Annotated in this window: 18 protein-coding genes; 2 read left to right on the plus strand and 16 right to left on the minus strand. The window is 33.3% G+C overall.

Features of this window, described 5'->3' with window-relative positions:
• Positions 1-25: 25 nt before the first annotated feature.
• From AC3WTA_RS04860 to AC3WTA_RS04880, 5 genes are all read right to left on the minus strand, one after another.
• Positions 26-367: a hypothetical protein gene (locus AC3WTA_RS04860; protein WP_000455778.1), complete on the minus strand. Its 342-nt coding sequence runs from the start codon at positions 365-367 to the stop codon at positions 26-28.
• A 658-nt stretch (positions 368-1,025) separates the two neighbouring features.
• On the minus strand, positions 1,026-2,195 hold the full coding sequence (locus AC3WTA_RS04865) for a DEAD/DEAH box helicase (RefSeq protein ID WP_000588608.1): 1,170 nt from the start codon (positions 2,193-2,195) through the stop codon (positions 1,026-1,028).
• 19 nt (positions 2,196-2,214) lie between these two features.
• On the minus strand, positions 2,215-2,742 hold the full coding sequence (locus AC3WTA_RS04870) for a hypothetical protein (RefSeq protein ID WP_000460226.1): 528 nt from the start codon (positions 2,740-2,742) through the stop codon (positions 2,215-2,217).
• A gap of 90 nt (positions 2,743-2,832) precedes the next feature.
• Positions 2,833-4,521, minus strand: coding sequence for a formate--tetrahydrofolate ligase (locus AC3WTA_RS04875; RefSeq protein WP_012644371.1), 1,689 nt, complete (start codon positions 4,519-4,521; stop codon positions 2,833-2,835).
• Between the two features lie 94 nt (positions 4,522-4,615).
• Complete coding sequence (locus AC3WTA_RS04880) at positions 4,616-5,296, minus strand: class I SAM-dependent methyltransferase (protein WP_000160053.1); 681 nt, start codon at positions 5,294-5,296, stop codon at positions 4,616-4,618.
• Positions 5,297-5,500: 204 nt separating this feature from the next.
• Here AC3WTA_RS04880 and AC3WTA_RS04885 point away from each other — a divergent pair, with 204 nt between their 5' ends.
• Positions 5,501-5,839 (plus strand): hypothetical protein, encoded by a 339-nt coding sequence (locus tag AC3WTA_RS04885; protein ID WP_001253201.1) that lies wholly within the window; start codon positions 5,501-5,503, stop codon positions 5,837-5,839.
• Between the two features lie 30 nt (positions 5,840-5,869).
• On the opposite strand, the gene AC3WTA_RS04890 is transcribed toward AC3WTA_RS04885, so the two are convergent.
• From AC3WTA_RS04890 to ytfJ, 4 genes are all read right to left on the minus strand, one after another.
• The gene (locus tag AC3WTA_RS04890) at positions 5,870-6,082 is read right to left on the minus strand and encodes a hypothetical protein (protein WP_000798748.1); all 213 of its coding nucleotides are present in this window, start codon (positions 6,080-6,082) and stop codon (positions 5,870-5,872) included.
• A gap of 69 nt (positions 6,083-6,151) precedes the next feature.
• On the minus strand, positions 6,152-6,472 hold the full coding sequence (locus tag AC3WTA_RS04895) for a hypothetical protein (protein ID WP_000761182.1): 321 nt from the start codon (positions 6,470-6,472) through the stop codon (positions 6,152-6,154).
• A gap of 51 nt (positions 6,473-6,523) precedes the next feature.
• Positions 6,524-7,300, minus strand: coding sequence for an oxalate:formate antiporter (locus AC3WTA_RS04900; RefSeq protein ID WP_000014094.1), 777 nt, complete (start codon positions 7,298-7,300; stop codon positions 6,524-6,526).
• 160 nt (positions 7,301-7,460) lie between these two features.
• Positions 7,461-7,886: a GerW family sporulation protein gene (gene ytfJ / locus AC3WTA_RS04905; RefSeq protein WP_000349987.1), complete on the minus strand. Its 426-nt coding sequence runs from the start codon at positions 7,884-7,886 to the stop codon at positions 7,461-7,463.
• Positions 7,887-8,018: 132 nt separating this feature from the next.
• Between ytfJ and AC3WTA_RS04910 the strand changes: the two genes are divergently transcribed.
• Positions 8,019-8,804 (plus strand): GNAT family N-acetyltransferase, encoded by a 786-nt coding sequence (locus tag AC3WTA_RS04910; RefSeq protein ID WP_000984745.1) that lies wholly within the window; start codon positions 8,019-8,021, stop codon positions 8,802-8,804.
• 283 nt (positions 8,805-9,087) lie between these two features.
• On the opposite strand, the gene AC3WTA_RS04915 is transcribed toward AC3WTA_RS04910, so the two are convergent.
• From AC3WTA_RS04915 to AC3WTA_RS04945, 7 genes are all read right to left on the minus strand, one after another.
• The gene (locus AC3WTA_RS04915) at positions 9,088-9,861 is read right to left on the minus strand and encodes a DUF3952 domain-containing protein (RefSeq protein ID WP_000628353.1); all 774 of its coding nucleotides are present in this window, start codon (positions 9,859-9,861) and stop codon (positions 9,088-9,090) included.
• 176 nt (positions 9,862-10,037) lie between these two features.
• Complete coding sequence (locus AC3WTA_RS04920) at positions 10,038-10,814, minus strand: hypothetical protein (protein WP_000267082.1); 777 nt, start codon at positions 10,812-10,814, stop codon at positions 10,038-10,040.
• Between the two features lie 62 nt (positions 10,815-10,876).
• Entirely contained in the window at positions 10,877-11,647 is a 771-nt protein-coding gene (locus tag AC3WTA_RS04925; protein WP_492332834.1) for a hypothetical protein, read from the minus strand.
• Positions 11,648-11,709: 62 nt separating this feature from the next.
• Positions 11,710-12,480, minus strand: a complete 771-nt coding sequence (locus AC3WTA_RS04930; RefSeq protein WP_000263485.1) for a hypothetical protein — start codon at positions 12,478-12,480, stop codon at positions 11,710-11,712.
• Positions 12,481-12,542: 62 nt separating this feature from the next.
• The gene (locus tag AC3WTA_RS04935; RefSeq protein ID WP_000267110.1) at positions 12,543-13,304 is read right to left on the minus strand and encodes a hypothetical protein; all 762 of its coding nucleotides are present in this window, start codon (positions 13,302-13,304) and stop codon (positions 12,543-12,545) included.
• A 218-nt stretch (positions 13,305-13,522) separates the two neighbouring features.
• Entirely contained in the window at positions 13,523-13,594 is a 72-nt protein-coding gene (locus tag AC3WTA_RS04940; protein ID WP_117616460.1) for a DUF3952 domain-containing protein, read from the minus strand.
• A gap of 123 nt (positions 13,595-13,717) precedes the next feature.
• Positions 13,718-14,536 (minus strand): DUF3952 domain-containing protein, encoded by an 819-nt coding sequence (locus tag AC3WTA_RS04945; protein WP_000768493.1) that lies wholly within the window; start codon positions 14,534-14,536, stop codon positions 13,718-13,720.
• Positions 14,537-14,652 lie beyond the last annotated feature (116 nt).

Consider the following 14,652-nt stretch of genomic DNA (forward strand, 5'->3'; position numbering starts at 1 on the left):
AAAAGACCACACTTTCTAGTGTTTTTTACGCTTCAATATCTTTCCCTTCTGCTACCACTGTATCTCGCCACAACACAAGTAGTTTTCTAAATTCAGAGGTCTCAATTTTACATTGGTTATTTGGGGCACTCATAAATAAGTTAATAGCACTAGTATAATTAGGTTCAATGTAGACTGCTGCTACGTTCCCTTCTATTTCATATTGTGGAACTTCTTGCTTCACTACAGTATCTAAAATCTGTATATACTCATCTGCTTCATCATCTAAAATATCTTCTAAAAAATGAGAAATTATAGAAATCTCTTTGGGTAAACGTATTCTTAATCCGCCGAGTCCATCACGATAAAATTCGTATATGTATTCCATTTTTCACCTCCTAGTATAAATAGATTACATATTTATTATCTCATTATTCTGTATAATTATTTCTATTTTAAATCTGAGAGAGGTTTTTCTTACATATCTAACTGTATCGACTTCAATCTTATTATTATTTGCTTCTCACGCTTTGGAATTAACAGTTACTGTCGTACGTATTGCATGTGGTATTGTTTTTGAGCTGCTTCAGAATCAGAACTCATTTGCGTAGCAATTTTTTCAGTTTTTTGAACATCACTTTGAAAGATTGCCATTATAATATAACTCCTTACTGTAATATGTTTTTTAATTACAAAAGAAGAGCCTATGTAGTTTTTTATATTAATGATATTTAACAGGGAATATGTAGTATTTTCATATAACCCAAAGTATAGACCCTATATCAATAAGTTAATCCATAAAATGGAGCACATCATTAATTATACCAATACATCCTTACATTGACTTAGAAAAAATTTAAGTTAGTGAATAATCTTTCTATATATTTTTAAGAGGAAATAATTAGTTACCTAAAATGAGCATATTGACTCAAATAAAAAAGGCGTAACTATAAATAGTTACGCCTTCCCTATTATTTATCCCGTAAACGTCCGATTGATGAGGGATAATAATCAGCGGAGGAATCCCCACTGATTAAAGTTTCACATTATCTAGGCTTTTTCTTCCCAGTAAATGCTGGTTTCTTTTTCTTTGGTGCTTTCGGTTTCGTTTCTACAAATGATCCGTTGAACATTTCTTGCTTTGTAAATACGATGCCTAGTTTTTTTGCAAATTGAAGTAATTTACGCTCTTCTTGTTGTGTTACAAGAGAAACGACTGTTCCTTCTTTACCCATACGTCCTGTACGTCCTGAGCGGTGTATATATTGGTCGACTGTGTCTGGTAACTCCAAGTGGATTACATGTGTTAAATCATCGATATCAATACCGCGTGCTGCAATATCAGTAGCAAGTAGAATTTCTAATTTCCCACCGCGGAAAGCACGCATCGTTGCTTCACGCTCTTGCTTACTTGCTTCTGCATGAAGAGCTGCTGCTTTCATTTTACGGAATTGCAATTTCTGAGTAATTTCATCTAAACGGAATGGGTCATTTAAGAAAGCAACTGCTTTTACATCGCCCATATGCATAATTCTTCTTACGTAATCATTTTTTTCGCGTCGCTCACAAATGATATACGTATGCTCAACTAAGCTTTTTGACTCCGCACGTGTTATACGTACTAATTGTGGTTCAACTGCTAAATCACGTGCAGCATCTTCTGCCGCTTTTGTAATTGTCGCCGAGAAGAATACTAATTGACGATCTCGCATTGTAGACTTAATTACATCTTGTACTGCGCCCATCATCTTTTGTTTTACAATTTGATCAAACTCATCAAATACAATCGTTTTCACTTCATGCATCTTTAGCTTTTTCATTCGAATTAATTCTAAAATACGTCCTGGTGAACCGACAATTACTCTCGGATGTTTCTTTAATTTTTCAACTTGGCGCTTAATATCTGCACCACCAATTAAAGATGCCCCTGAAATTTCAGTCCCTGCTGTAAACTTTTGAACCTCTTCGTGAATTTGCATTACAAGCTCACGTGTTGGCGCTAAAACAACAACTTGTGGTTGTTTTACTTCAGGATTAATTTTATGTAAAAGGGGTAATAAGTACGCTAATGTTTTTCCTGTTCCAGTTGGAGATTCAGCTATAACGTCTTGCCCTTCTAAAATAGTTGGAATCGCTTGTTTTTGAATTTCAGTTAATTCTTTAAAACCAGCCTTCTCCCAAGCTTGTTGTAAAAATGGTTGCATATCTTTTATCATTTGTTTTTCTCCTTTATCTCTATTTTTGAAGAAAATGTTGTATTGTTCGCACCGTTTCTATCATGTGTGAAATAACAGCTATTAAATCATCAACATGGTCTTCTGTAATCGCTTTTTGAAATAGAACCTCTACCTTATTATGATATGAAATCGCTTGCTTATTATATTCGTATGAAATTTTTTGCGTAATCATTCTTTCTTTTCCCCATATAGAATGCATGAAAGTTTCAATTTCTTCACACACTACCTCTGGTTTTTCTATCGGGAATGAAAATGCTAACTTCATTTCACAACCTGGTGTAAATTGTGGTACTTCCAATATTTCACCAGACAAGTTCTTTGCATCTACAGATAGTGAAAATGTTGCTTTTACTACCGGTTCGAACGGTTCTGTTAATTGAAATGAAATATGGTATATACGACTTAATGAGGCAAGGTCCATCATATCTTTTCGATCTGTTACAAGAATATCTCCATGTAAATCAAAATCATAAACAGCACCTTCTACGATTACTTTTAAATTATCAAAAGCAGTTGGATCAAACATAATTTCCTCCAAAAAACAGGCGCCTTTCGATGGAAAGGCGCCACTTGATGTATATATAGTTTACAGATAAACGAGATGAATTACAACCTTTTAGAATAAACCTACTGCTTTTCCATCTTCATTTACATCCATTTGTAGTGCTGCTGGCTGTTTTGGAAGGCCTGGCATTGTTAACATTGTTCCTGTTAACGCAACGATAAACCCTGCACCAATAGATGGTTTTAGCTCACGAATTGTAACGATAAAGTCAGATGGACGACCTAATTTTGTTGCATCGTCAGAAAGAGAGTATTGTGTTTTAGCCATACAAATTGGTAGGTTACTCCATCCTTCTCCTTCATATTGAGCTAATTGCTTACGTGCTTTCGGAGCAAACTCAATATCTTTTGCACCATACACTTTTTGAGCAATTGTACGAATTTTTTCTTCTAATGGTAATTCTAATTCATAAAGTGGTGCGTAGTTGTTCTCACCTTTTTCAATTTCTTTTAATACTTTTTCAGCAAGGTCAACTCCGCCTTGGCCACCCTTTTCCCAAACTTCCGTTAAGGATACTGCATAGCCACGCTCATTGCACCACTCTTGTAAGTATGCAACTTCTGCATCTGTATCTGTAATAAATTTATTAATTGCAATTACGAAAGGTACACCGAAGCTTTGAATTGTTTCAACATGCTTCTGTAAGTTTTCCATACCTTTTGCTAATGCGTCTACATTTTCTTCTTTTAATTGATCTTTTGCTACGCCACCATGCATTTTAAGCGCACGAATAGTCGCAACAATAACAACTGCTTCTGGTTTAATACCAGCTGCTCGAGCTTTAATATCTAAAAACTTCTCTGCACCTAAATCAGCACCGAATCCAGCTTCTGTAATAACATAATCACCTAATTTTGCTGCCATTGTTGTAGCGATAACACTGTTACAACCGTGAGCGATATTCGCAAATGGTCCGCCGTGAATGATAGCTGGTGTATTTTCTAACGTTTGTACTAAGTTTGGTTTTAATGCGTCTTTTAATAATAATGTTAACGCACCTTCTACACCTAAATCTTTAACCGTTACAGGTTGATTTGCAAAGTTATAAGCAACTACGATGCGAGATAGACGTGCTTTTAAATCTTGAATATCTGTTGCAAGGCAGAATACGGCCATAATTTCAGATGCCACTGTAATATCGAAACCGTCTTCACGTGGTACACCTTGAACTGGTCCACCAAGACCAATTACTACGTTACGTAGGGCACGATCATTTAAGTCAACACAGCGTTTCCAAACGATTTTACGCGTATCAATCCCAAGTGTGTTTCCTTGTTGGATATGATTATCAATAAACGCCGCTAACGCGTTATTAGCAGTTGTGATCGCATGAATATCTCCAGTAAAGTGAAGGTTAATGTCTTCCATAGGTACAACCTGTGAAAAACCACCTCCTGCTGCTCCACCTTTTAGCCCCATCGTTGGTCCAAGAGATGGTTCGCGAAGTGCAATTACTGTTTTCTTACCAATTTTATTAAAAGCTTGACCTAAACCAACTGTTACTGTTGATTTACCTTCTCCAGCTGGAGTTGGGTTAATCGCTGTTACTAAAACAACTTTACCGTCTTTCTCGTTCTGTAAGCGCTTAAAAATATCAAGAGATAACTTACCTTTATAATGTCCGTATGGCTCTAATTCATCTTCTAAAATATTTAATTCAGCTGCAATTTCTTGAATCTTCTTCATACTCGCTTCTTGTGCGATTTCAATGTCGGATTTAACTGTTGTAGTAGTTGTCATATACCCTAGTCCCCCTTTAATTGGTTCTGATGATATTGTATCAGTTTTTTGTATTTTCTGCACTTATTTACCTCCTAAAAATTCTTTCATTTCTTTATATGTTTTTTAACATAAATACCCATAAGAATGTTAACGATTGTTGTAACTCGATAGGTAGTTGACCTAGCATCTTCTCATTTACTCCGCGCTTATATACACCGATGCCATCTACAACTTCAAAACCTTGTTCTTTCGCTAACTGTTCAAATTCCCAAGGCATCATCGTATTACAAACAACGTCTTTGCCGTATAAACGAGGATAGCTGTTCTCTCGAGGTTTTGCTGTCGGTCCTAAAATTGCAATACATGCATACCCATCGCTTTTTAAAACGCGCTTTATCTCATTTAATGCTCGTAATGGTTCCTCGGTCCATTCTAAAGAATTAATTGCCATAATTGATTCAAATTGCTCATTTTCAAATGGTAAGGAAGAAAGATCCCCTTTTATAAAAGATAAATTCGGTCCTTCTCCGCGCTCCTTCCCTTTTTGAATCATCACTTCTGATAAATCTACTCCAACTGCTTTGTAGCCCGCGCGACTTAATTTATATGTACCGTATCCATCCCCACAACCAACATCGAGCACCTGAGCTTCTTTCTTCACATACTGTTCAAAAAATGGAATAATTGTACTCCTACTCCCGCTATCCCACATCTCCTGACTATTTTGAGTCCAAAATTCTGCACTACTATCCCATTTTTTCTCTGCTGATTCATGCCAATTAAATTTCGTCATACATTCCCCTGCCTTCACGTTTTATCACTCATTTCATTCTACATCATTTTCCAAAATTCCTGTTTATCTTCACTAGGAGATGTACAAGCTAATAATGGAATCTTTATTCTCCAATTTTTGCTTTACTTGGGTTTAACTCATACTCATGTTCTTCTCTTTATGTAAGATACTATAGGTACACCCAATTGAAAGAGAGGGATGTACATGCGAAGAAAGAGAAATCATCATTTTAAAAGTGGTGAAAAAAACGAAGAGTATGCAGCTGAAATATCACCAGCTGGCATACCAATTAGACATAAGCGTAAAGAAATTGCAAATGAAATAGAAGGTACAAATACCGGTGCAATGGTAGGCTATGTCGCTTTATTTCTTTCGCTTTTCTCAATTGCATTTTATCCGGTTACACTCGGCTCTCTTGCGATTTTAGTCGGCTTATTAGCTGTCAATTTCGGCGCAAGAACACTTGGATATACAGCAATTGGTTTTGGTAGTTTTTCTGTTTTATTTACTTTACTCTATCCGCTTGCTTTGTCAGCGTTTTAAAAAAAACACACCAAGTTATACTTGGTGTGTTCATTCGTGGTACAACATAATATGACCGCATCCACAGCAATGTTTCGCTGTAATTTCTTGAAACACTGGATAATTTTCTTCATCCCGATGCTCAATAAACACCTTTTCAAATCGATACATATTTTGTGCATATGCCCAATCTTGTTTCGTACGTGCATACAAAGTTGAGGAAAAAAACTCCTCACCACCGCAAACGATACATGTATTCTTCATTACTACCCCTCCTATGCTTGTCTTACTTCATCTATATGAACATAAGCATAAGAAAAAGACCTTCTATTACTAGAAAGTCTTCTCTGAAACAAAAAGAAATGTACCAAACATTCCTACTCCGCTATATTCTTTCGTAACACCAGCTTCTGTTTTAAATGTTTGCTTTACAGTCATAAAGAATACACCATTTCGTGCATCTGCACTTTCAAATTGTAATTTTTCTTTTTTACCATCTACATTTTGTGTGCATTCAAAACTACTCTCATTACATTTCAATGCATACTTATCTTCTAGATACAATTTAAAATCTGATTCTTTCGGACAAGTTATAAGTAATATCGCCACGAGAATAATACTTACAATACCCACAATTGTATAATATTTCTTCATTTGTACTCCTTTCAAATGACAAGAAAACTTGACTGCATGCGCCAAGTTTTCTTAGTCCACAACCCATTGCCACTCTTGTTCTTTCTTATCAAAAATGAGCCAACCTGTCTCTGTTGCTTCTTCTTTCAATTCGTCAATATTATCTAGTACCTCATCCGTACTTTCATACGAACCAACTACATATACCGGAATTTCAAGACCTCTTCTTGACTCAATTTTCCCTGCTAGATCAATATAAAGACCATCTTCCATTAATGGAAGAAGCCCCATGATCACTTCTTTCGAAATTGCTGGGAAAATTTTTGATTTTTGGAACAAAGAAAAACGTTTCTTACCGAAAGCACCGAGTTTATAAGGAATGACTTTACTTAACATTCCTACAAAGTCAGCAATTCTACGATAATACACTTTGTTGTACCATCCGTCATCATGTGAAAAATAAACAAATCTATTTTTCAATAGCGGAAAGAATGTTCTTGCAAGTGGTTCTTTTTTGTGAGCCAAATATAAAAGCTCTGCAATTTCTTTTGGCTCTAATTCATCTAAATCGCTTGCATCATCAAAATCTACCCAACAAAATTCATCAAATTCATCAATCTCTGCTTGAATTAGCTTATGTATATTTTCTTCCTCAACATATTCAAATAAAGTATGATAATGAAAATCTGTCCATTCAAAGTTATGCTTCAAAAGCAACACTTGATGAAGCGGTGAAGGGATGTTACTTGCAAACTCTTTAAACGTAATTCCTGATGTAATAAAACAATGACCCCGACGATTACCATTAATATATATCATATTCTTTACTTGGTCAGATCCTCCAGACAAAGCACCTAGCCACCTTCGTTTTATATGTTTCAATTCTATAGCATATTTTAACATGAAAAATTTTAGAAACATAGAAAAAAATTCAAAAACTATTTACAATTTCATGTGTTTTATTACATAGTGATTACAAGAAAAAACACCTGCTCGTGAGCAGGCGTTTTTAAAGGATTTCATCTGGGTTTTGAGGATGATGATTTCCCTCTTTCTTTTCATCTTTTTGGAACATCGATTGAATTTTATCAATTGTTTGTGGAGCTAATTCAATCATTTTTTCTGCTAAATGTGTCGCATTTTGTAGATGCAGAATATTTACTCCATCTTTATTCACTACAAGAAATGCTACTGGTGTAATAGAAACACCACCCGCGCTACCGCCACCAAATGCAGGGTTACCGTTCGCTCTTTGTCCATCATTCGTTTGGAAATCAGAACCTCCTGCTCCAAACCCGAACGCTACTTTAGAAACCGTTAACACCACACCACCGTCAGCCGTTTGAACAGGCTCTCCAACAATCGTATTTACATCGACCATTTCTTTTAAATTTTCCATTGCCGCTTTCATTAACCCTTGAATTGGATGATCCACCGTTCATAACCTCCTTTGTCATATCTTTCCTAGTTTTTCCGAAAGTTTGTGAACTAAACATAAAATTTTATATTGATTTCAAAAAACTTAAGTTGTAATATTTAGAAAAATAAAAAAAGAGGTCGATTCGTTATGATGCGAAAATTAACAAAGAAAGATCATGAACAAGTATTCGCTTACCTAAAAGAAGAAGCAGCCATTAACTTGTTTATTATTGGAGATATTGAAGCTTTCGGTTATGACACAGATTTTCAAGAATTATGGGGAGTATTTAAAGAGAATGGAACATTAAAATCAATTTTACTCCGCTTCCACGATTCATTTATACCCTATAGTAAAGAAGACTTTGTTACCATTGATTATGAGACACTTCTTTCCGCATATAAGCCGCTTAAACTCTCTGGCAAGTCAACTATCGTAGAAAAATTTGAAACTTCTCCTGCTATTCAACTAGGTGCCAAAAGTGATATGTATTTTTGTGAATGTCTAAATGGCAACAGCTTACCTGACACGCCTATTCATGAAACGATTAAGCTTGCATCAATAGATGATGTAGATCGAATTATGCAATTAAGAAGTAGCATCGATGAATTCCCGACTGCTCATGAATCAGAAAAAATGTTAAGGCAAGCTATCGAAACCAATACAGGACGTACATATTATATTGAAAAAGACGGTGCAATCATCGCATCCGCCTCTACTTCCGCTGAAAATTCATTATCTGCAATGGTTGTTGGCGTATGTACACACCCAAATTATCGCGGAAATGGCTACGCTTCACTCATATTACAAAAAATGATTCGAGACTTTACGAAAGAAGGCCGAACACTTTGTTTATTTTATAACAATCCAGCTGCTGGACGAATTTATAAACGTCTAGGGTTTAATGACATCGGGATGTGGACGATGTACCGATAATAAGAGGTACTCTATAAGAGGAAATAGTTGTAACTTAGCAATAAAAGCCGATTACACAAAAACTTCACACCGTTATTATGAAGATTGAAAAACTACTTGCGGAGCAATACTCTAACTAAAACATGTTATATATTCAAGCTAAATTTAGATAGATAAACGCCCCAATTGTTGCATCTACTCCAGCAATTGGGGCGTTTATCCTCAAATTCTTTCCACTATATTTATGAAACATTTATTCCACTTATGTCGCTATTATCATTACGTGCAAATGCTCTTCTTAATATTACTGCTTCTTATTATACTGTGCTTTAAAATCAATATATTCCTGTCTCGCGTCTTTGTTATTATCCTGTTTCCTATTAAAATAAGTTATAATTTGGAACATATTTTCTACTAATTTTCCATCCTCATTCTTTTTCTTATAATCTATATCAATACTTAATTGTAATATCTGTTTTGGATTTTTTGCAGAGTCAAAACTAAGTGAAATTGTTGATCCATCATATTCATCATAGTTAATTTTTAACTTATCATTAATAATACTTTGGAATTCGGATTCAGTTAGTCGATATCCCACTGAATTAGGCTGATCAAACTTTTTTATATCATCCCCGGGCTTCATCTTTAGTTTCCCTATCCCTTTTAAACGATCTACAATTAAGTTCACGTATGAACCATCTAGATTTGAATCCGGACTTTGCACCTTTTCATTTTTATACATAATATTTGTACTATAATTAACTTCTTCTTTATAATTTTTATCATCTACTTCCGAGGTAATTTCTTGTGTTGTATTCCCATATAAACTTTTATCTTTTATATTATATACACCTGTCGAAGTTTGGTAGATTGTTTTACTATGCTCTCCATCTTCTTTTTGTTCATATGTACTATATATACCTCTTTGTTCCACAAAAGCATACCCATCATCACTCGCAGACATAACCTTTTTCATGTCACCTTCATCCAATGCCTTAATAAATGGCTCATACTCTACCTTTTCTTCAAAAAAACTACATGCTTGTAGTAGGCTGATTGTTATTATGATAGTAATCATTTTAGAAACCTTTTTTGTGTTCATTTCATCATCACACTACACTCTCTACATTTTCGATCAGATTATCTTCTAATCACTTTAATCACCTTACATAATTAAATTTTCTTTTAAAAGTTAAAATACTCTCCTGTAAATAATTACTTTTCTATCATCAAAACTTACAATACACACTTTCTTTATGCCTTACGTTTCGATTTACCTTTTTTATTTTTCTTTCGATATCTTGGAGTTTCTCTTTTATGTTGCTCCCACGTTTTATTAAATGACGGAAATTTAAATCTGCAATACGCTAATAGCTGAAATTCAGCTGCACCTATGGCTATCGTATACATTAAAAAGGTCCCTACTACATACATACCTAAAGTATCAAATCCATAATCGTTATGAAAATATAGCAAAATAAGAATAGTTACTGCGTATAATGTAGCCCACTTCATCATCTTTCCTTTTGCTTTACTAAAAAAGGAAGCGGATCTTTCATCCATACTAAATGCACCTTCACTTGCCTGTTTAAACGTATCAATTGTTGTCAAAATATGAAAAATTACTGCTCCTAAAAATAATAATCCTGCATACAGTAATGTAATCTGATCAATTGAATTATTAGCCATTTTAGTACCAATCAAAACTACGAGTAATATTATTGCCATTTGAAATGCATTTAATAATACAACAATTGTTTGTAGCTTTTGAAATTTAAATTGAGCTTTTGGAAATAAATATAGAATGAAAAAAATTACTTGCAGAGCATATAACAACACTTCCAGCTTAACAATTCCTATATTAAGGAGAACCATACAGTAATCCCAATCACCTGATACAATAATAGAAAAAACGGCTATTGAACTATAAAGTATTCCTCCAAACATAAATCCTGTAGCACCCTCAGGACTTAAACGATCATTACATGTCATCCTAAACTTATCTAAATCTTCCTCTTCTATATTCCACATCTTGGCTCTTCACCTTCTATACGTTTCAATTATTTTTCGAACACTAAAATTCTATTAATATATTATTTATTTTTCGTTTTGGATTTCTTATTTTGTTTTCGAATTCTTCCACACTTTCTCTCATTCTCTTCCCACTTCATATTAAATGACTTGAATTTAAATCTGCAATACACTAAGAGCTGGAATTCTGCCGCTCCAATGGCTACTGCATACATAACAACATTACACATAACATAACCAAACATTGTGTTTAATGAGTAATTATTATTTATATAAATTAAAACAAGAAGAATTAACACATAAATTACAGCACCTTGTATAACATGTCCCTTTGTTTTACTAAAAAACGAATCTGATTTGTCCCCACTACTAAATGCACCTTCGCTTGCTTGTTTAAATGTATCAACTGTTGTCACAATATGAACAATAATTCCACCTAATACTAATAGAACTACATAAACACGTGTATTGAGATCAATTGAATTCTCAATCATTCCAGAAAGAACAAATAACGTGCATCCGATAGTTCCAAGTTGAAATGCATATAATAATATAACGAGCGTTTGTAATTTTTGAAATTTATAACGAGCTTTAGGGAATAAATATAGAATTAAAAACATTACTTGCAAACCATATAACACTAATTCAATCCTAACAATTACCTTATCAAACAAGGTAGTATAATAATCTATTCCTCCTATAAAAATAATAACCATAAATAATGAAGTATAAAATATCGTTCCGAGCATAAATCCCGTCGCACCTTCAGGACTTAAACGCCCTTGACATGTCATTCGAAACTTATCTAAATCTTCTTCTTTTATATTCCACACCTTGACATTTCACCTTCTATACAGTTTAAATAATTTCCATTCACTTCAATTCTATTTCCCTCTTATTTACTTTTCGATTTGGATTTTGTATTTCGCTTTCGAATTCTCCCACGCATTCTCTCATTCTCTTCCCATGACATATTAAATGACTTGAATTTAAATCTACAGTACACCAATAGTTGAAATTCTGCCGCTCCAATGGCTACTGTATACAGTAAAACAATACCTACCGCATAAAGAACTAAAACATCAATTCCATAACCATTATGAAAATATATCAAAATAAACAGGATTAGCGCATATATTGTAGCCCACTTCATCACATCTCCTTTTCTTTTACTAAAAAATGAGATGGATCTTTCATCCTTACTAAACGCACCTTCACTCGCTTGTTTAAATGTATCAATTGTTGTCACAATATGAACGATAACTGCTCCTATAAATAATAACCCTACACAAATTAAAGTCATTCGATCAATTGAATAATCAGATATTCCAGGAAGAACTAACGCTGTAAATGTTATTGTACCTAATTGAAATGCATATAATAATACAACGAGCGTTTGTAACTTTTGAAATTTATAACGTGCTTTTGGAAATGAATATAGAATTAAAAAGATGAATTGTAAGCTATATAAAACAATTTCAGTTTTAACAATTGTTTTATCAAAATAAGTATGATAATAATCCAATCCCCCCATAAAAATAAAAAACATAAATACTGAAGTATAAACTATCCCTCCAATAAAGAAAACCATAGCACCCTCAGGACTTAAACGATCATTACATGTCATCCTAAACTTATATAAATCTTCTTCTTTTATATCCCACATCCTGGCTCTTCACCTTCTATACAGTTTAAATAATTTTCATTCACTTCAATTCTATTTCCCTCTTATTTACTTTTCGATTTGGATTTTGTATTTCGCTTTCGAATTCTCCCACGCATTCTCTCATTCTCTTCCCATGACATATTAAATGACTTGAATTTAAATCTACAGTACGCCAATAATTGGAATTCTGCCACTCCGATTGCAACCGCATACATTAAAATAGTTCCTACTCCATACATAACAAAAAAATCAATTGAATAATCATTTTGAAAATACATCAGAAGAAGTAGTATTGATATATATATTATAGCCCCCTTTATCATAGCTCCTTTTGTCTTACTAAAAAACGAGGTGGATCTTTCATCACTACTAAATGCACCTTCACTTGCTTGTTTAAATGTATCTAGCGTTGCTGCAATATGGATAATAACTGCTCCTACAACTAGTAGCCCGGTATACATCCTACCAATTGAATTATCAGCCATTTCAGAAACAATCGAAACTACAAATAATATCGTTCCAAGTTGAAACGCATATAGTAATACGATTAGCGTTTGTAACTTTTGAAATGTAAAACATGCTTTCGGAAATAGATATATAATTAAAAATATAATTTGAATACTAAATAACACAATTTCAGTTTTAACAATTGTTCTATCAAAAAAATTGTTGTAGTAATTCAAATCACCTACAAAAATAATAAACATAAATATTGAAATATAAAATATTGTTCCAAGCATAAAACCCGTAGCACCTTCAGGACTTAAACGTCCTTGACATGTTATTCGAAATTTATCTAAATCTTCTTCTTTTATATTCCACACCCTGACATTTCACCTTCTATACAGTTTAAATAATTTTCATCCACTAAAATTCTATTCCATTCTTAATATTTTTAAGTACATAAATTTTTGTACAACTAAATTCAGATAATCTTTTAGGTATATCATTACCACATTAATTACCATAATCATATACTCAGAATGCTTTTTGATAGTTCAAATAGTATCCTTTCTCCTCAAAAGTTCCAAATATTCTTCTTTCAATTAAGTATAACCGTCTTCTTGTCACCTTCATCCAATGCCTTTATTAGACTCTCATACTCTATTTTGATTTACCAAAACTATACGCGCTCAGTAAAACATAACTGTTATCACAATAACTATTTTTTACTACCCCTTTACTCATATCCTCACAACATTTATCGTTCTCAAAATTCAATCAAAATATATTATTTTTAATTTATATACTCTTTTTCATAATTTACATATTCTTTTTTGGCACTTTGATTATTATCTTCTCTGGTATGATAATATGTTGAAATTTCTTGATTGCGTTTTATAAGCTTATCTTCTTTTCTTTCTTCATAATTTACCGATATTGTTATTTGTATTATTCTCATTTGATTTTCTTTTGTATCATTAGGCGTATTAAATTCAATCATCAATATTGCAGAATCAAATTTATCATATTTTAAATTTAACTTGTCATTTATTATGCTTTTAAACTGTAATTCAGTTAAATTATAGCTTATTATGCTCGGTTCACTAAATCTTTTTGTATCTTCACTCGGTTTCAATTTACTAAGTTCATTTAATCCTCTAAACATTATTTTTACATATGAAACATCTATGCCTTGATTCTGGGCTATTGAACGAGATTTTTCATTTTTCAAATTTGTACTATAGACAGTTTCTTTTTTGTAATTTTGATTACTACCAACGTTTTTATCATTTTTTATATCAGTAGCAATCTTTTGAGTTGTTTTCCCATATAAGTCGTCTTCTTTCACATTATATACTCCATGGGTTGTTTGATATATTATCCTGCTATGTTCACCATCTTCTTTTTCTTCATAAGTACTTTCGCTAGTCTCTTCTTTCACATATGCATATCCATCATCACTCGCAGACATAACCGTTTTCATATCCCCTTCATCCAATGCCTTTACTAATCTCTCATACTCTATCTTCGTCTCCCCAAAACCACATCCACTTAATAAACTTGATACTATTGACAGAACTATCATCATCTTAGATTTCTTCTTTAACTTCATACTGACACCCCGTTGATTTCTCTAGGCATTTTTAAGTTCATTATGTTCCCTTTTGGAAAGTAATACACTTCACCTGTACTTATTGGTATTTATTTACTCATACAGATTATATTGAA

This window comes from Bacillus sp. EB106-07-01-XG149 (genome assembly GCF_058791555.1).